General features: G+C 72.5%; 12 protein-coding genes and 1 pseudogene. 5 read left to right on the forward strand and 8 right to left on the reverse strand.

Going from position 1 to position 17762, the window contains the following annotated elements:
* The first annotated feature begins 53 nt into the window (after positions 1-53).
* Both ISO16_RS07195 and ISO16_RS07200 read left to right on the forward strand, forming a co-directional pair.
* Positions 54-4571: an ATP-dependent helicase gene (locus ISO16_RS07195; RefSeq protein ID WP_072635613.1), complete on the forward strand. Its 4518-nt coding sequence runs from the start codon at positions 54-56 to the stop codon at positions 4569-4571.
* Positions 4571-5365 (forward strand): DNA-formamidopyrimidine glycosylase family protein, encoded by a 795-nt coding sequence (locus ISO16_RS07200; RefSeq protein WP_072635614.1) that lies wholly within the window; start codon positions 4571-4573, stop codon positions 5363-5365. The genes ISO16_RS07195 and ISO16_RS07200 overlap by 1 nt, the downstream gene beginning before the upstream one ends.
* A gap of 99 nt (positions 5366-5464) precedes the next feature.
* Here ISO16_RS07200 and ISO16_RS07205 read toward each other — a convergent pair whose 3' ends face one another.
* Both ISO16_RS07205 and ISO16_RS07210 read right to left on the reverse strand, forming a co-directional pair.
* Positions 5465-5722: a DUF7218 family protein gene (locus ISO16_RS07205; protein ID WP_029544682.1), complete on the reverse strand. Its 258-nt coding sequence runs from the start codon at positions 5720-5722 to the stop codon at positions 5465-5467.
* 69 nt (positions 5723-5791) lie between these two features.
* Positions 5792-6343 (reverse strand): annotated as a pseudogene (locus ISO16_RS07210) (TetR/AcrR family transcriptional regulator); the annotation flags it as partial.
* A gap of 151 nt (positions 6344-6494) precedes the next feature.
* Between ISO16_RS07210 and ISO16_RS07215 the strand changes: the two are divergent.
* Complete coding sequence (locus tag ISO16_RS07215) at positions 6495-7031, forward strand: hypothetical protein (RefSeq protein ID WP_006939619.1); 537 nt, start codon at positions 6495-6497, stop codon at positions 7029-7031.
* 108 nt (positions 7032-7139) lie between these two features.
* Here the strand turns inward: ISO16_RS07215 and glpD are convergent, their stop codons facing one another.
* Positions 7140-8873 carry a glycerol-3-phosphate dehydrogenase gene (gene glpD, locus ISO16_RS07220; protein ID WP_006939620.1) on the reverse strand — a complete coding sequence of 578 codons (1734 nt, stop codon included), beginning with the start codon at positions 8871-8873 and terminating at the stop codon, positions 7140-7142.
* A 95-nt stretch (positions 8874-8968) separates the two neighbouring features.
* On the opposite strand from glpD, the gene glpK reads away from it, so the two are divergent.
* A complete protein-coding gene (gene glpK, locus ISO16_RS07225) occupies positions 8969-10483 on the forward strand; it encodes a glycerol kinase GlpK (protein WP_006939621.1) in 1515 nt (504 codons plus the stop codon).
* Between the two features lie 6 nt (positions 10484-10489).
* On the opposite strand, the gene ISO16_RS07230 is transcribed toward glpK, so the two are convergent.
* Positions 10490-11659, reverse strand: coding sequence for an aminotransferase-like domain-containing protein (locus ISO16_RS07230; RefSeq protein WP_072635636.1), 1170 nt, complete (start codon positions 11657-11659; stop codon positions 10490-10492).
* Positions 11660-12035: 376 nt separating this feature from the next.
* Positions 12036-13436, reverse strand: a complete 1401-nt coding sequence (locus ISO16_RS07235) for an NAD(P)H-quinone dehydrogenase (RefSeq protein WP_006939626.1) — start codon at positions 13434-13436, stop codon at positions 12036-12038.
* Positions 13437-13613: 177 nt separating this feature from the next.
* Here ISO16_RS07235 and ISO16_RS07240 point away from each other — a divergent pair, with 177 nt between their 5' ends.
* Positions 13614-14084, forward strand: coding sequence for a gamma-glutamylcyclotransferase (locus ISO16_RS07240; RefSeq protein WP_006939627.1), 471 nt, complete (start codon positions 13614-13616; stop codon positions 14082-14084).
* Here ISO16_RS07240 and ISO16_RS07245 read toward each other — a convergent pair.
* The 3 genes from ISO16_RS07245 to ISO16_RS07255 all read right to left on the reverse strand — a co-directional run bounded on the left by ISO16_RS07245 (position 14081) and on the right by ISO16_RS07255 (position 17723).
* Positions 14081-15127, reverse strand: a complete 1047-nt coding sequence (locus tag ISO16_RS07245) for an ABC transporter ATP-binding protein (RefSeq protein ID WP_050035483.1) — start codon at positions 15125-15127, stop codon at positions 14081-14083. The genes ISO16_RS07240 and ISO16_RS07245 overlap by 4 nt on opposite strands.
* Positions 15124-16578, reverse strand: coding sequence for an ABC transporter permease (locus ISO16_RS07250; RefSeq protein ID WP_170914114.1), 1455 nt, complete (start codon positions 16576-16578; stop codon positions 15124-15126). The genes ISO16_RS07245 and ISO16_RS07250 overlap by 4 nt, the downstream gene beginning before the upstream one ends.
* A gap of 104 nt (positions 16579-16682) precedes the next feature.
* Positions 16683-17723 (reverse strand): iron ABC transporter substrate-binding protein, encoded by a 1041-nt coding sequence (locus tag ISO16_RS07255; RefSeq protein WP_006939636.1) that lies wholly within the window; start codon positions 17721-17723, stop codon positions 16683-16685.
* Positions 17724-17762: the final 39 nt, after the last annotated feature.

The raw sequence follows: 17762 nt of genomic DNA on the forward strand, positions 1-17762 counted from the left end.
CGCGGTGTCCGGGAAACCTCCGGCGTGTCGTACCGGCGGTGCACCATGGAACGGTGACCGACGTCCTGACCCGTTTCTCCGAGCCCACCCGGCAGTGGTTCGCGGGCGCGTTCGAGGCCCCGACCCCCGCGCAGCTCGGGGCCTGGGAGTCGATCTCGTCCGGCGCGCACACCCTGGTGGTGGCCCCCACCGGGTCGGGTAAGACACTCTCGGCGTTCCTGTGGTCGCTCGACCGCCTCGCGGCCACCCCGACCGAGCACTCCGGCACCCGCGTGCTCTACGTCTCCCCGCTCAAGGCCCTCGCGGTGGACGTGGAACGGAACCTGCGCTCGCCGCTGGTCGGCATCACCCAGACCGCGCGGCGGCTCGGCCTCGAGCCGCCGGAGATCACCGTCGGCGTACGCTCGGGCGACACGTCGGCGGCGGACCGGCGCGCCCTGATCCGCACCCCGCCGGACATCCTCATCACCACCCCCGAGTCGCTGTTCCTCATGCTCACCTCCGCGGCGCGCGAGACGCTCGCCGGCGTGGAGACCGTCATCGTCGACGAGGTGCACGCCGTCGCCGGAACGAAACGCGGTGCGCACCTTGCTCTTTCTCTCGAACGGCTCGATCTGCTGCTCGGGCGGCCGGCGCAGCGGATCGGCCTGTCGGCGACGGTGCGCCCGCACGAGGAGGTGGGCCGGTTCCTCGCCGGGACCGCGCCGATCCGCATCGTCGCCCCGCCGTCCGCCAAGACGTGGGATCTCACGGTGCGGGTGCCCGTCGAGGACATGACCGAACTGGGCGTGCAGCCGGAACCCTCGGACGACGGGATGCCGGGGGTTCCGCAGGCCGGGTCGATCTGGCCGCACGTCGAGGAGCAGATCGTCGACCTCATCGTCGCGCACCGTTCCACCATCGTGTTCGCCAACTCCCGCCGCCTCGCCGAGCGGTTGACGGCCCGGCTCAACGAGATCCACGCCGAACGCGAGGGGGAGGCGGTGGACCGCCGGCCCCCGCCCCCGGCGCAGATCGGGGCGCCCACCGAGGTCGCGTTCGGCGCGCAGCCGCTGCTGGCGCGGGCGCACCACGGCTCGGTGAGCAAGGACCAGCGGGCGCTGATCGAGGACGACCTGAAGTCCGGGCGGCTGCGCTGCGTCGTCGCCACCTCGAGCCTCGAACTCGGCATCGACATGGGTGCGGTCGACCTCGTGATCCAGGTGTCGGCACCACCGTCGGTGGCGAGCGGACTGCAGCGCGTCGGGCGGGCGGGCCACCAGGTGGGCGAGGTCTCCCGCGGGGTGCTGTTCCCCAAGCACCGCACCGACCTGGTGCATTGCGCGGTCACGGTCGAACGGATGGTGGGCGGGCACATCGAGGCCCTGCAGGTGCCGGCCAACCCGCTGGACGTGCTCGCCCAGCAGACCGTCGCCGCGGTCGCCCTCGAGCCGCTCGACGTGGACGAGTGGTTCGACACGGTGCGGCGCAGCGGCTCCTTCGCGACGCTGCCCCGCTCGGCGTACGAGTCGACGCTGGACCTGCTGGCCGGGCGGTACCCGTCGGACGAGTTCGCCGAGCTGCGGCCCCGGGTGGTGTGGGATCGCACCGCCGGCACCCTCACCGGCCGGCCGGGCGCGCAGCGGCTGGCCGTCACCTCGGGCGGCACGATCCCCGACCGCGGCCTGTTCACCGTGTACATGGTCGGCGAGAAGGCCACCCGGGTCGGAGAACTCGACGAGGAGATGGTGTACGAGTCCCGGGTGGGCGACGTGTTCGCGCTCGGCGCGACGAGCTGGCGCATCGAGGAGATCACCTTCGACCGGGTGCTGGTCTCCCCCGCCTACGGGCAGCCCGGCAGGCTGCCGTTCTGGCACGGTGACGGAGTCGGCCGCCCGGCCGAACTCGGCGCCGCCCTGGGGGCGTTCGTGCGCGAACTGGGGCACGCCGATCCGGAGGACGCCGCCGCCCGGTGCCGTCGCGGCGGCCTCGACGACAACGCGACCGCCAACCTGACACGGCTGCTCGAGGAGCAGCGCAACGCCACCGGCCGCCTGCCCACCGACCGGACCCTGGTGGTCGAGCGGTTCCGCGACGAACTCGGCGACTGGCGCCTCGTGCTGCACTCCCCGTACGGGATGCGCGTGCACGCGCCGTGGGCGCTCGCCGTGGGCGCACGGCTGCTCGACCGGTACGGCGTCGAGGCCGCGCCCACGGCCTCGGACGACGGCATCATCGTCCGGCTCCCCGACACCGAGGACGCCCCGCCCGGCGCGGAGGTGTTCGCCTTCGACACCGACGAGATCGAGGACCTGGTCACCGAGCAGGTGGGCGGCTCGGCGCTGTTCGCCTCCCGCTTCCGGGAGTGCGCGGCGCGGGCACTGCTGCTGCCGCGGCGCACGCCCGGCAAGCGGGCGCCGCTGTGGCAGCAGCGGCAGCGCTCGGCGCAGCTGCTCGACGTGGCCCGTCGCTACCCCACCTTCCCGATCCTGCTCGAGACGGTGCGGGAATGCCTGCAGGACGTCTACGACCTGCCCGCCCTGCGGGACCTGCTCGGCCGCGTGGCCCGGCGGCAGGTCCGCATCGTGGAGGTCGAGACGGCCACCGCGTCACCGTTCGCGACCTCACTGCTGTTCGACTACGTCGGCGCGTTCATGTACGAGGGCGACAGCCCCCTGGCAGAACGGCGCGCCGCGGCCCTGTCGCTGGACTCGACACTGCTCGCCGAACTGCTCGGGCGTGTGGAGCTGCGGGAACTGCTCGACGCCGACGTCATTGCCCGGGCCGAACTGGAGCTGCAGCACCTGGCCCCGGACCGCAAGGCCCGCGACGCCGAAGGTGTCGCGGACCTGCTCCGGCTGCTCGGCCCGCTGACCGAGACCGAGATCGCCGAGCGCACCACGGCCGATCCCGCCGCATGGCTCGACGAGCTGGATGCGCAGCGACGGGTGCTGAAGGTGTCCTTCGCCGGCCACGAGCGGTGGTCGGCCATCGAGGACGCCTCGCGTCTCCGGGACGCGCTCGGGGTGCCGTTGCCGATCGGCGTGCCGACGGCGTTCGTCGAGCCGGTGCCCGATCCGCTGGGCGACCTGATCGGCCGGTACGCCCGCACCCACGGCCCGTTCACCGCGGCGGAGGCGGCGGCCCGGTTCGGGCTCGGCACCGCGGTGGTGCAGGACGTGCTGCACCGGCTGGCCGCCGAGAAGCGGGTCAGCGCAGGTGAGTTCCGGCCCGGCACGACGGGCGCCGAGTGGTGCGACACCGAGGTGCTGCGGCGGCTGCGGCGACGGTCGCTCGCGGCGGCACGACACGAGGTGGAGCCGGTCGGCACCGCCACCCTCGGCCGGTTCCTGCCGGCGTGGCAGCACGTGGGCGGCGGCCTGCGCGGGGTGGACGGGGTAGCCGCGGTCGTCGAGCAACTGGCCGGGGTGCCGGTGCCGGCGAGCGCTCTCGAGCCGCTGATCCTCGCGCCGCGGGTGCGGGACTACTCCCCCGCGATGCTCGACGAACTCACCACGACGGGCGAGGTGCTGTGGGCGGGGTCGGGGCAGATCTCCGGCAAGGACGGCTGGGTGTCGCTGCACCTGACCGACACCGCCCCCCTGACCCTCGCGCCGGCGGCCGAGATCGAACAGACCGACGTCCACCGCGGCATCCTGGGCACGCTCGCGGGCGGCGGGGCGTTCTTCTTCCGTCAGCTCACCGAGGCCCTCGGCACCACCGACACGGAAACCGCCTCGGCACTGTGGGATCTCGTGTGGGCCGGCCTCGTCTCGGGGGACACGCCGGCCGCGCTGCGCGCCCTCGTCGGCGACACCTCCCGCGCGACCCCCGCGCACCGCACGCCCCGACGCGCCCCGCGCGCCCGGATGTACCGCGGCCGTCCGGCGCTGCCGAGCCGGACCGGGCCACCGACGGTCGGTGGGCGGTGGTCGCTGCTGCCCGACCGGGAAACCGATCCGACGGTGCGCGCCCACGCCGCCGCGGACCTGCTGCTCGAGCGCTACGGTGTGGTCACCCGCGGCGCGGTCGTCGCCGAGGGCGTGCCGGGCGGCTTCGCTCTGATGTACAAGGTACTGAGCCGGTTCGAGGAGACGGGGCGGTGCCGCCGCGGCTACTTCGTCGACACGCTCGGCGGTGCGCAGTTCTCCACCCCGGAGGTCGTGGACCGGTTGCGGTCCTACGGCGAGTCGCTCGAGGGCCGCCACACCGGCACACCCGCGGTGACGCTGGCCGCGTGCGACCCGGCGAACCCGTACGGCGCGGCACTGCCTTGGCCGAAGTCGGCGGCGCCCGAGGACTCGCCGCGGCACCGCCCCGGCCGCAAGGCCGGGGGGCTGGTGGTGCTCGTCGACGGCGAGCTGGGTCTGTTCGTCGAACGCGGCGGCCGCACGGTACTGACGTTCACCGAGGACCCGGGGACACTCCGCGGTGCGTGCGCGTCACTGGCCGGGTCGGTCAAGGGCGGGGGCCTCGACACGCTCGTCGTCGAGAAGGTCGACGGCAGTTCCATTCACGGTCACCTGTTCGCGGAATTCCTCGCCGAGGCCGGCTTCTCGGCCACCCCCCGCGGTTTCCGGTTGAGGGCCTGATGCCCGAGGGCGACACCGTCTTCCAGGCGGCCACCCGGCTGCGCCGCGCCCTCGCGGGAAAGCCGTTGACGCGCTGCGACATCCGCGTGCCCCGGTACGCGACGGTCGATCTGACCGGCACCGTGGTCGACGAGGTGCTCGCCCGGGGCAAGCATCTTCTGGTCCGCGTCGGTGCGCACACCCTCCACACCCACCTGAAGATGGAGGGGGTGTGGGACGTCCACGCGCCCGGGACCCGCTGGCGCCGTCAGGGATATCACGCCAGGATCGTGCTCGCGGTCGCGGACGCCGAGGCCGTGGGCTTCGACCTCGGGATCGTCGAGGTGCTGGACCGCGACCGCGAGGAGGAGGCCGTGGGACACCTGGGACCCGATCTGCTCGGCCCGGACTGGGACCCGGCAGCCGCCGCCGCGAACCTGATGCGCGATCCGGGCCGACCCGTCGGTCTGGCGCTGCTCGATCAACGGGTGATGGCCGGGGTAGGCAACGTGTACCGGTGCGAGCTGTGCTTCCTGCGGGGCGTGCACCCGTCGACACCGGTCGCGGACGCGGGAGAGGCGGCCGCCTGGGTCGATCTGGCGCACCGCCTGCTGGTGTTCAACCGGGACCGCGTCAGCCGGATCACCACCGGCGACCGCCGGCCCGGCCGGGGCACATGGGTATACGGACGCGCGGGCAAGCCGTGCCGCCGGTGCGGAACCACGATCCGGACCGGCATGCTGGGGTCGGCGAGCGACCCGGATCGCAAGATCGACTGGTGCCCGCACTGTCAGCCGCGCGACGGGGACGGCTGAGCCGGCGCGTCCCGCCGGCTCGGTCGTCCCGCAGCTCAGTGGTTGCGCAGCTCGGTGGTTGCGCAGCTCAGTGGTTGCGCAGCTCAGTGGTTGCGCAGCTCAGTGGTTGCGCAGCGCGTCGATGAGCTCGCCCTTGCGCTTGGACGAGTAGCCCGAGATCCCGAGCTCCTTGGCCCTCTTCTTCAACTCGTCGACGGTCCAGTCCTCGTAGGACCCCGACGTACCGCCCTTGTGGCCGACGGAGGACCGGCCGCGCTTCGCCGCCGCGTTCGAGATCCGGGCGGCCTTCTCCTTGGAGGCGCCGTCGTCGCGCAGTTCCTGATACAGCTTCTCGTCCTTGATCGACGACCTGGGCATGATGCCCCTCCTTTCGTCGAGCGTGCCGTCGTCTCGCGAATACCCCTCCGCCTGCGGCTCTACACTTCCGGCCTGGACGAGCAGGCCCACGCAGTGCCGCACCAACCGCTCCGGCGACACCGCGACGGTGCCGTCCAGATAGCCGATGAACAGGCTCGTCAGCGCCCCGACGAGCCCGACCGCCACCATGTGCCGCTCCTCGCGGTCGGCGATCGCCGTGAGCTGCTGCTGGACGAGCAGCACGAACGTGGGAGCGAGGTCGAGTCCCTGACCACCGAGCGACGGCTCCCGCAGCGGGCCGAGCAGCAGCACCCGGCCCAGGGCCGGGCGGTCGACGATCAGCTCGACGAAGGCCCGGACCGCCGCCTCGGGAAGATCCCCCGGTCGCGGGGCCGTACCGACCGCGGCCTCCAGCGCCGTGCGCACCCGTTCGCCGACGGCGGCATACACGGCGCGCACGAACGCGTCCCGGTCGTCGAAGCTTTCGTAGAAGTACCGTTCCGTCAGTCCGGCCGCCCGGCACACGGCGCGCACGTTGACCGCCGGCCCCTCGGGCGCGCCGAGCAGATCGATGCCCACCGAGAGCAGCGCGTCGCGGCGTGCCCGCCGGCGTTCCGCCATGTCGGTGCCGCCCCAGCGCCGTCGCACCCTCTCCACCACCGCGATCCCGTCGTCGACCACCTGCGTCGTCGGATCCTACGCCGCGGCCCGGACGCAGCGGATGTGTGCGGTCGCAGGCTCCGTGCGACCGCCGTCTGTCACCCTTGTCGGCATGGACTCCGATGCCCACGCGCTCCTGCACGGTCCGTTGTTCTCCCGGCGCACACCTTTGGACCGGGACAACGCCGCCAGCCGTATCAGCGCCTACATCTACGGCAACGTCCTGGTGCTCGCGGCGCTGGTACCGATCATCACCGGCCCGAAGTACGTCGGCATCGCGATCGTGCTCGGTACGGCGCTGTCGACGTTCGTCGCCCACGCATTCGCCGAGGCGGTCGGGCACACCGTGCGCCAGGGGACCCCGCTGACCCGGGCGGAGAAGATCGCCGAACTGCGCAATTCGGTGCCGATCCTGAGTTCGGCGGTCCTGCCGTGCGTGATCCTGGGACTCGGCTGGCTGGGCTGGCTCGAGCCGCGCACGGCCCAGCTGCTCGCCGAGGTCGCCGTGCTGCTGCGGATCGGTGGCATCGTCTTCGTCATCGGCCGGCTCAACGGGGAGCGGCCGGGGCGCACCTCACTGGTGAGTGCCGTCGCACTCACCGCGGTTGCCGCGACCGTGGTGCTCGTCAAGGTCATCCTGACCCACTGACCTTCCCGGCCACTGACCTTCCCGGCCACTGACCTTCCCGGCCACTGACCTTCCCGGCCACTGACCTTCCCGGCCACCGACAGGGCTGGGACGCGCGCCGGTGGCGCCTCAGACGCCCGTCGGGACCGGCTCGAGGATCTCCGCGCGGGCCTCCGGGGCGGCGGCCCGCAGCGCATCGGCGGACTCGTCGTCGGGCCGGCTCTGCGAGCGGATCTCCGCTTCGACCCGGGCCCGGTAGGTCGCGATCTCCTGCTCCACCGTCGCGGCATCCCAGCCGAGGACGGGGGCGACCAGGCGGGCCGTCTGCTCGGCGCAGTGCACGCCGCGGTGCGGGTACTCGATGGAGATGCGGGTGCGGCGGGCGAGGATGTCCTCGAGATGCAGCGCTCCCTCCGCGGCCGCCGCGTACACGACCTCCACCTGCAGGTACTGCGGCGCATCCGTGAGCGGCTCGAGCAGCTCGGGACGGTCGGCCGCCAGTTCCAGCATCTCGTCGATCAGCGACCCGTACCGGTCGAGCAGATGCTTGACCCGGTACGGGTGCAGGCCGTACCGCTCGGCGAGCTGCATCGTCTGGTTCACGAGCGCGAAATAGCCGTCGGCACCCACCAGCGGCACCCGCTCGGTGATGGACGGGGCGATCCGCGCGGGGATGTCCTCCGCCGCCAGGTCGACGGCGTCCTCGGCCATCACGCGGTAGGTGGTGTACTTGCCGCCGGCGATCGCCACGAGGCCGGGTGCGACCCGGGCGACGGCGTGCTCGCGCGACAGCTTCGACGTCTCGTCGCTCTCCCCGGCCAGCAGCGGCCGCAGGCCCGCGTACACGCCGTCGATGTCGTCGTCGGTCAGCGGGACGACCAGGACCCGGTTCACGTGGTCGAGGATGTAGTCGATGTCGGCCTTCGTCGCGGCCGGGTGGGCGAGGTCGAGGTTCCAATCGGTGTCGGTGGTGCCGATGATCCAATGGCTGCCCCACGGGATCACGAACAGCACTGACTTCTCGGTGCGCAGGATGATCGCCGAGTCGCTGACGATCCGGTCGCGCGGCACCACGATGTGCACGCCTTTCGAGGCGCGCACCCGGAACCGGCCGCGCTGCCGGGACAGGGCCTGGATCTCGTCGGTCCACACCCCCGTGGCGTTGATCACCACGTGCCCCTTCACCTCGGTGACCGACCCGTCCTCCGAGTCGCGCACCCGCACGCCGGAGACGCGGTCGGCCTCGCGCAGGAACCCGACCACCTGGGTCGAGGTCCGCACCACGGCGCCGTAGTGCGCGGCCGTGCGGGCGACGGTCATGGTGTGACGGGCGTCGTCGACGACGGTGTCGTAGTACCGGATCCCGCCCACGAGCGAGTCGCGCTTGAGCCCGGGCGCCATGCGCAGCGCCGCGGAGCGGGTCAGGTGTTTCTGCGCGGGCACGGACTTGGCGCCGCCCATCCGGTCGTACAGGAAGATGCCCGCGGCAATGTACGGGCGCTCCCACACCCGGTGGGTGAGGGGGAAGAGGAACTTCAACGGCTTGACCAGATGCGGCGCCAGCGTCGAGAGCGACAGCTCGCGTTCCCGCAGCGCCTCGCGGACGAGCCCGAACTCGAGCTGCTCGAGATAGCGCAGCCCACCGTGGAACATCTTCGACGAGCGGCTCGACGTGCCGGAGGCGAAGTCCCGTGCCTCCACGAGGGCGACCTTCAACCCGCGGGTGGCGGCGTCCAGGGCGGCACCGGCGCCGACGACGCCGCCGCCGATGACCACCACGTCGAACTGCTCCGAACCGAGCCGTCGCCACGCGTCACGGCGCTGCTGCGGCCCGAGAATCTGGACGCCTGGTTGGTTGGTCACCGCATCGCTCCCGTGAGTCGCCGACGTTTCCGCACTCAGGCTAGTAGGTTCGTCCGCAGACTGCCGTCCCGAACCATACGCCCGGAGAGGTTGCCGTGACCCGATACATCGCCGCGATCGATCAGGGGACCACATCGAGCCGCTGCATCATCTTCGACCACGACGGCCGCATCGTGGCCTGGGCCCAGACCGAGCACGAGCAGATCCTCCCCCGCGCCGGCTGGGTGGAACACGATCCGGAAACGCTGTGGCTCAACACCCGCGAAGTCGCCGCCCTGGCCCTGGCGAAGGCGGATCTGACACGCGCCGACATCGCCGCGATCGGCATCACCAACCAGCGCGAGACGACGGTCGTGTGGGAACGCTCCACCGGCCGGCCCGTCCACAACGCGATCGTGTGGCAGGACACCCGCACCGATCGCCTGGTCGAGCAGCTCGCCGGCGACGCGGGCGTGGACCGGTATCGCAAGGCCACGGGCCTGCCGTTGTCGACGTACTTCGCGGGCCCGAAGGTGCGGTGGATCCTCGACAACGTCGAGGGCGCCCGGGAAAAGGCGGAGGCCGGCGAGCTCGCGTTCGGGACGGTGGACAGCTGGATCCTGTGGAACCTCACCGGCGGCACCGGCGCGGGCAACCGGCAGCCGGGAGTGCATCTCACCGACGTCACCAACGCCTCTCGCACGATGCTCATGAATCTCGAGACGCTGCAATGGGATCCGGACATCTGCGCGGACTTCGGGATCCCGATGTCGATGCTGCCGGAGATCCGCAGCTCGTCGGAGATCTACGGGTACGCCCGCGAACGCGGGCCGCTCGCCGGCGTCCCGGTGGCGGGCATCCTCGGCGACCAGCAGGCCGCGACGTTCGGCCAGGCGTGCCTGTCGCCGGGCGAGGCGAAGAACACCTACGGGACCGGGAACTTCCTGCTCCTCAACACCGGGACGACGCCGGTCCGGAGCGAGCACGGGCTGCTGACCACCGTCTGCTACCGCGTCGGCGACGCCCCGGCGGTGTATGCCCTCGAGGGTTCGATCGCGGTCACGGGGTCGCTCGTGCAGTGGATGCGCGACAATCTCGGGCTCATCCGCACGGCCGCGGAGATCGAGGATCTCGCCGCGACCGTCCCCGACAACGGCGGCGCGTACTTCGTGCCGGCGTTCTCCGGCCTGTTCGCGCCGCGGTGGCGCCCCGACGCGCGCGGCGTGATCGCCGGGCTCACCCGCTTCGTCAACCGGGGGCACCTGGCGCGCGCCGCGCTCGAGGCGACCGCCTACCAGACCCGCGAGGTGATCGAGGCGATGCACGCCGACTCCGGCGTCGAGTTGCACACCCTGAAGGTGGACGGCGGGATGGTCGTCAACGAAACCCTGATGCAGTTCCAATCGGACATCCTCGGCGCCCCGGTGGTCCGGCCCGTGGTCGCCGAGACCACCGCGCTCGGCGCGGCCTACGCGGCGGGCCTGGCGGTCGGCTTCTGGGACGGCGAGGACGACATCCGGCGCAACTGGGCGGCCGGCCGCACCTGGGAACCGAAAATGGACGCCGCCGAGCGGGAGCGGCTCTACGCCGAGTGGAACAAGGCGGTCGAGCGGACCTACGGCTGGGCCTGAGCCGCGTTACGCACGGGCCGTCCTGTGCTGCAGGGCGCGCACGGCGCGGCCGAGCCGGCGCGCCGCCTCGGCGAGGTCGGCCTCCCCGGCGGTGGCGAAGCACAGCCGTGCAGCGCGACCGTGGTCCCCGGACACCGCGAAGGCGGTCCCCGGCACGAACGCGACACCGTGCTCGGCCGCGACGGGCAGCAACTCGGCCGTGTCGAGCTCACCGGCGAACCGCACCCAGGTGAACATGCCGCCGCGCACGGCGGAGGAGACGACCGCGTCGCCGAACTCCGCGGCGAGGGCGGTCGACAGCGCCGTGGCCCGGGCGCCGTAGGTGCCCCGGAGCCGGTCGAGATGCCCGGCGTACCAGGGCCCGTCGGCGAGGAGCGCGGCGGCGATCGCCTGGGTCAGGGACGAGCCGCACAGATCGGCGCCCTGTTTCAGCAGCTCCACGGCCGCGCACAGCCGCCGGTCGCCGTGCAGCCAGCCCACCCGTAATGCCGGGGCGAGGGTCTTCGAGGCACTCGAGAGCCGGACGACGCGGTCCGACCAGGACGCGACGGGCGCCGGAGGTGCCTGTCCGAACCACAGCTCGCCGTACGGATCGTCCTCGACGACGCGGAATCCGTACCGGTCGGCGAGGGCCGCGAGGTGCCGGCGCCGAGCCGCGGACAACACAACCCCGCGCGGGTTGTGGAACGTGGCGACGGTGTGCACGAGCACCGGCCGCTCCCCCGCCGCCAGGAGGCGTTCGAGCGCCTCCGTGTCCATGCCGTCGTCGTCGAGCGGTACCGGGACCACGCGAGCCTCGGCGGCGTGGAAGACCTGCAGCGCACCGGTGTACGCGGGCTCCTCGACGATCACCGTGTCACCCGGGTCGAGCAGCACCTGAGCGAGCAGGCTCAGCGCCTGCTGGGAGCCGTGGGTGACGACGACCTCGTCCGGGTGGACGGCGCGGCCGAGCCGCTCGCCCTCCCGCTCGGCGAGCACGGCGCGCAGGTCCCCGCGACCGGAGGTCGCGGCGTACTGGGCGGCAGCCGGGTCACGGAGCACGGTGGCGGCCGCGTCGGCGATCTCCGCGGTGGGCAGCAGCTCGGGCGCCGGGAGCCCGCCCGCGAGGCTGAGGACGTCCGGTCGGGCGGTCAGGGCGAGCAGATCACGGATGGCGGAACTGCGCAGGCCGCGCATGCGGCGGGCGGGGCGCAGAATGTGGTCGACGGGCACGAGGACTCCTGGACAGGTTGGGAGAACACCTCTTTCGTCCCGGGTCCGCGGTAGGCGCGAGGGTGTCGATGGGCGGACCGGATCCGGCCGTCGCGTCCGACCGTAGCACCGTCACCCACTCCTTGAAACGCGCTTCTCATATTATGAGAAGGCGTCCTGCGGCGGCGCGGCCGGGCGCCCGAGCGAGACGCGAGGTGCCGAACGGGAGTGTGTCGCGCCGAGCGGGCCATGACTGCGGCGTCGGCCGAGAGAGGCCGACGACAAGCTCCCGCTGGGCGCGTACACCTCCCGCTCGACCGCACCGTCGCCGGACGGGTCACGAGCGCCCGACCCTCGTGTCTCAGTCCAGGTGGTCGTCGTGCCGCATCAGCTGGCGCGCCGCCTCGGTGATCGACCCGGTCAGCGACGGGTACACCGAGAAGGTGTGGGCGAGATCGTCGACGCTGAGATTGTTCTGCACCGCGATCGCGATGGGCAGGATCAGCTCCGAGGCGGTGGGGGCGACCACCACGCCACCGATCACGACGCCGGTGGCGGGACGGCAGAAGATCTTCACGAAGCCGCGGCGCAGCCCCGACATCTTCGCACGGGGATTGGTGTGCAGCGGCAGCATCACGGTGCGGGCCGGCACCTCGCCGTTGTCGATCGCGGCCTGGCTGACGCCGACCGTGGCGATCTCGGGCCGCGTGAACACCGCCGAGGCGACGGTCTTGAGCCGGATCGGGCTCACCCCCTCGCCGAGGGCGTGGTACATCGCGATGCGGCCCTGCATCGCGGCCACCGACGCCAGCGGCAGCAGCCCGGTGCAGTCGCCGGCGGCGTAGATACCCGAGACGGACGTGCGCGAGACCCGGTCGACCTGGAGGTAACCGCCCCGGTCGAGTTGCAGGCCGACCTTCTCGAGCCCGAGGTCGGAGGTGTTCGGCACCGAGCCGACCGTCATCAGGGCATGGCTGCCCTCGACGATGCGCCCGTCGGCCAGCTTGACCCGGATCCCGTTCGCGGTGCGCTCGACGGCGTCGGCACGGGCGTGCTTGACCAGGTTCACGCCCCGCTCGGCGAAGGCGTCCTCGAGCACGAGGGCGGCGTCCTCGTCCTCGTGCGGCAGCACCCGGTCGCGGCTCGAGACCAGCGTCACCTGGACACCGACCTCCGTGTAGGCGGAGACGAATTCGGCGCCGGTGACACCGGAACCGACGACCACGAGGTGCTCGGGCAGCGCGTCGAGGTCGTAGAGCTGACGCCAGTTGAGGATGCGGTCGCCGTCCGGCTCCGCGCCGGGCAGCACCCGCGGGCTCGCGCCGGTCGCGATGAGCACGACGTCGGCGTCGAGGATCCGCTCCTCGCCCGTGAAGAGGTTGGCGCGCACCTGGTGCGCCGCCATCCCGACCTGGCTGTCGATGAGCTCGCCGCGGCCGCTGAGCAACTGCACGCCGGCCGCCTCGAGCTTGGTGCGGATGTCCGCGGACTGCGCGCGGGCGAGGCTCTTGACCCGGGCGTTGACCTCGGGCAGCGCCACCCCGGAGCTTTCGAGCTGGACGCCGAGGTCGGCGGCTCGGCGCATGTCAGTGCGGATGCCGGTGGACGCGATGAACGTCTTGGACGGCACGCAGTCGAAGAGCACGCAGGCACCGCCGACCCCGTCCGAATCGATCAGTGACACGGTCGCGCCGTACTGAGCCGCCACCAGCGCCGCCTCGTAGCCCGCAGGGCCGCCGCCGATGATCACGATCCGGGTCATTGTTCTCCTCTGTATCGATTCCGAGATGGTCCTCGGTCCGGGTGTGCGGGCGCCGGGGTTGCCGAACGTCCGCAGACACGCTATGCCACCGGCCCCGTCCTGCGCACGCGGACTCGGCCACGCAGCGGCCAGCGCCCCGTGTCCTGCGCCGGACGGTCAGCCATTAGCCTGTACCCCGTGCCGATCTACGCCGCCTACGGCTCCAACATGCATCCCGAGCAGATGCTGCAGCGCTGCCCGCATTCGCCGATGGCCGGAACCGGCTGGCTCCACGGCTGGCGGCTGACGTTCAGCGGCGGCGACATCGGCTGGGAGGGTGCGCTCGCCACCGTCGTCGAGGATCCCGACTCGAAGGTGTTCGTGGTGCTGTACGACGTACCCGACGAGGACGAACGCAGCCTCGACCGGTGGGAGGGCTCCGAACTCGGCATCCACCGCAAGATCCGGCTGCGCGTGGACACCGACGACGGTCCCGTGCTCGCCTGGCTGTACGTCCTCGACGCGTACGAGGGCGGCCTGCCGTCGGCCCGCTACCTGGGCGTGATGGCCGACGCCGCCGAGATCGCGGGAGCCCCCGCCGACTACGTGCGCGACCTGCGCACCCGCAACAGCCGCAACGTCGGGCCGGGCCGGCCCGACAGCTTCTAGTCCCCGGCCGGCCGGTCCGGGTAGAACGGCACGGGGACGCCGACCCGTAGCGTCACCGGATCCCCGGCCTGCACGTCGTGCGACGCGGCCCGCTGCGCCCGGATCGTCTGCCCGGCGCCGGTCACCCGCACCTCCGTCAGTGCCCCGCCGAAGGCGATGTCGAGCACGGTGAACTTCGACGGCTCGTCGGCCGCGGCGACCTGCACCTGTTCCGGGCGCACGAGCACGTGACCCTTGCCGTGGGCCGGGGCGGCGAGCGGGACCGCACCGATCACCGTGTGCGCGCGGTCGCCGTCCGCATCGGCGTCGAGCACGACCGAATCCCCCACGAATGCGCCCACCTCGAGCGTCGCGGGCCACCGATAGACCTCCTCCGGGGTGCCCACCTGGGCGACACGCCCGCCGAGCATCACCGCGACCGTGTCCGCGATGGCCAGGGCCTCGGCCTGGTCGTGGGTGACCAGCACGGAGGCGACCTCCTGGTCCCGCAGCAGGGCGCGGACCTCGGCGCGCAGACTGGCCCGCAGCCCGGCGTCGAGGGCGCTGAACGGCTCGTCGAGCAGTACGACGGACGGGTTCGGGGCCAGCGCCCGCGCCAGCGCGATGCGCTGCTGCTGGCCGCCGGACAGCTGCGACGGCTTGCGCTGACCGGTGCCGGCCAGGCCGACCAGGTCGAGCAGTTCCGCCACGCGGCGGTGCCGGACGGACTTCTGCCGCACCATCGATCGCCACGTCGGCTGCACCAGCCCGTAGCCGACGTTGCGCGCCACGCTCAGATGCGGGAAGAGCGCACCCTCCTGCGGCACCAGCCCCACCCCCCGGCGCTCCGGCGGCAGAGCCGTGAGGTCGCGTCCGTCCGCGACGACGCGCCCCGCGCTCGCCGGGTGCAGACCCGCGACGACGCGCAGCAGCGTGGTCTTGCCCCCGCCCGAGGGCCCGAGTACGGCCAGCAACGCGCCTCGCTCCACCGTCAGCGAGACGTCGCTGACGACCTCGGTCCGCCCGTACCGGGCGCATACGCCCTCGATGGAGAGCCCGCTCATTCCTCACCGCCACTTTCCGCATCGACCCGGCCCCGCAACAGTCGACCCAGCACCAGCGACGGCAGCGCGGCGATGAGCACCAGGATCGCGGCGTACGGGGCCGCCGAACCGTATTCGAGGGTCTCGGTGTACTTCCACATCCGTGACGCCAGGGTGTCCTCCCCGATCGGCACGAGCAACAACGTCGCGGGCAGTTCCTTCGCGATGGTGAGGAACGCCAGCGCCGCGCCCGCCACGACACCGGGCGCGGCCAGCGGGATCATCACCCGGACGCCGGTCCGCAGCCGTCCGCTGCCGAGGGTCGCGGACGCGTCCTCGAGGCCGAGCGGGATCGAGGCGACGGCCGCGCGGATCGACCCGACGGCGAGCGGCAGGAACAACACCGCGTAGCCGATCACGAGCATCGGGGTGTGCTGGTACCACTGCGGCAGCAGCCGGATACCGAAGAAGACCAGGGCCAGACCCACGGTGATGCCGGGCAGCGCGAACCCGACGTAGGAGGCGCTCTCGGTGAACCGCGCCACCGGCGAGGTCGAACGCGCCGCCAGGGTGCCCACCGGCAGGGCCAGCGCCGTCGTCAGCAACGCCCCCAGGGCCGCCACCCACAGCGTGTACGTCGTCGCCGTCCAGATCCCCGCCCAGTCGATCGCCGCCTGCTGCGAGAACCACAGCCAGCGCGCGAGTCCGGCCAGCGGCACGCCGACGCTCACCACCAGCACGACGGCGAGGAACGCCAGGGCCGTCCACCGCTGCCCGCCCAGCGGCACGGCCGCGGCGGCTCGTGGGGCGCCGGAACCGACGCGCGCGGTGGCCCCGCGGCGCACCCGGCGCTCGGAGACCGTCAGCGCGACGGCGAGAACGACGAGCACCAAGCCGAACACCGCGGCCGGGGTGCGGTCGAGCAGCCCCCGGTAGCTGCCGTAGATGGCGAGGGTGAAGGCCTCGTACCGCATCAGCGCGACGGCGCCGAAGTCGCTGAGGGTGTACAGCGCCACCAGCAGGCCGCCGGCCGCCGCGGTCGGCCACACCTGACGCAGGGTCACGGTGAGCGTCGTGCGCAGCCGGGACCGGCCGAGGGTGCGGGCCACCTCCTCGAGTCCCGGATCGACCGAGGCCAGCGCGGCGGACACCGGCAGGTACACGTACGGGAAGCTCGCCGCGGTGAGGACCAGCGCGGCCCCCGCGAAACCCGCGAGGCCGGGGAACTGGGCGATGTAGACGAAGCCGGACACGTACGACGGGATGGCGAGCGGAACGCTCAGCGCCAGGGCGAACCACCGCCGGCCGGGCAGGTCGGTGCGTGCCGTGAGCCACGCGGCGGTGACGCCGATCACGAGGCAGGCGACGGTGACGGTGAGCGCGAGAATGCCGCTGCGCCACACCAGATCGAGGGTGCGCTGCCGGAACACCAGCGACCACACGCGGTCGGGGCCGTCTGCGAACGCACGCATGACCAGGTGCGCCACCGGGGCGAGCGCGAACACCGAGACACCCAGCGCAGCCAGCGTGAGAACGGGCCGGCTGCGCCGGGTGGGACGGAGAGCGGCGAGCTGGATCAGATGAATCCCAGCTCCTGCAGCAACGCCTGGGTCTGCTCGAGCGAGGCGAGTTCGGCGAGTTCGATGTCGGAGTTGCCGATCTCCGACAGCGGACGCAGCTGGTCCTTGGTCTCGACGCCCTCGACGACCGGGTACTCGGCCGTCTCGTCGGCGAAGTAGGCCTGGGCCTCGGGCGAGAGCAGCGCGGCGACGAACTGCTCCGCCTGCTCCTTCTGGTCCGTGGTCTTCAGCACGCCGGCCCCGGCGATGTTCACCAGCGCGCCCGGATCACCGGCCTGGAAGTAGTAGACCTGCACGTTCAGGTTCTCGGCACCGCGCTCGTCCGCGAGGCCGTACCAGTAGTAGTGGTTGGTCAGGCCGAGGGTGACCTGGCCGGTGTCCACACCCTCCATCAGCGGGCCGTTGCCCTCGAAGGCCACCGGCTCGTTGGCCTTGAAGGCCTCGAGCCAGGCGCGGGCCCCGTCCTCGCCGCGCGCGACGCGCAGCCCGGTGACGAACGCCTGGAACGACGCGTTGGTCGGGGCGAAGCCGATCTGGCCCTTCCACTTCGGGTCCAGCAGGCCGTCGATGCCGGTGGGCAGATCCTGCGGCTGCACCTTCTCGTCGTTGTAGACGAGCACGCGGGCGCGCGCGGAGGTCGCCACCCAGGTGCCGTCGGCGGCGCGGTAGTCGGCGGGAACCAGCTCGGTCACCGACGCCGGCAGCGTCTCGAGCAGCCCCGCCTGGTCCAGCAGGCCGAGCGCACCGGCGTCCTGGGTGAACACCACGTCGGCCGGCGAGGAGCCGCCCTCCTCGACCAGCTTTCCGGTGATCTCGGGGGTGCTGCCGTAGACGACGTCGACCTCGAAGCCGAGGGTGCCCTCGAGCTGGTCGATCAGCGGCCCGACCAGGTTCTCGCTGCGCCCGGAGTACAGGGTGAGCGCACCGGTGGAACCGCCCTCGGACTCACCCGATCCCGAGTCGCTGCCGCAGGCGGCCAACACGGCGGCGACGACCCCGGCCGACAGTACGGCGACAGCTCTGCGTCGAAAATGCATCCGGACCTCCTGGCGTGAGCGACGACTCACAGGCAACGT

This window comes from Rhodococcus sp. M8 (genome assembly GCF_015654185.1).
Taxonomy (GTDB): domain Bacteria; phylum Actinomycetota; class Actinomycetes; order Mycobacteriales; family Mycobacteriaceae; genus Rhodococcus; species Rhodococcus aetherivorans.

What these genes read in the sequence shown, in the direction of transcription:
- ISO16_RS07200 (WP_072635614.1), top strand. Translation starts at nt 4,571, where the DNA reads ATGCCCGAGGGCGACACCGTCTTCCAGGCGGCCACCCGGCTGCGCCGC.
- ISO16_RS07205 (WP_029544682.1), bottom strand. Translation starts at nt 5,722, where the DNA reads ATGCCCAGGTCGTCGATCAAGGACGAGAAGCTGTATCAGGAACTGCGC.
- ISO16_RS07215 (WP_006939619.1), top strand. Translation starts at nt 6,495, where the DNA reads ATGGACTCCGATGCCCACGCGCTCCTGCACGGTCCGTTGTTCTCCCGG.
- ISO16_RS07230 (WP_072635636.1), bottom strand. Translation starts at nt 11,659, where the DNA reads ATGCGCGGCCTGCGCAGTTCCGCCATCCGTGATCTGCTCGCCCTGACC.
- ISO16_RS07235 (WP_006939626.1), bottom strand. Translation starts at nt 13,436, where the DNA reads ATGACCCGGATCGTGATCATCGGCGGCGGCCCTGCGGGCTACGAGGCG.
- ISO16_RS07245 (WP_050035483.1), bottom strand. Translation starts at nt 15,127, where the DNA reads ATGAGCGGGCTCTCCATCGAGGGCGTATGCGCCCGGTACGGGCGGACC.
- ISO16_RS07250 (WP_170914114.1), bottom strand. Translation starts at nt 16,578, where the DNA reads ATGCGTGCGTTCGCAGACGGCCCCGACCGCGTGTGGTCGCTGGTGTTC.
- ISO16_RS07255 (WP_006939636.1), bottom strand. Translation starts at nt 17,723, where the DNA reads ATGCATTTTCGACGCAGAGCTGTCGCCGTACTGTCGGCCGGGGTCGTC.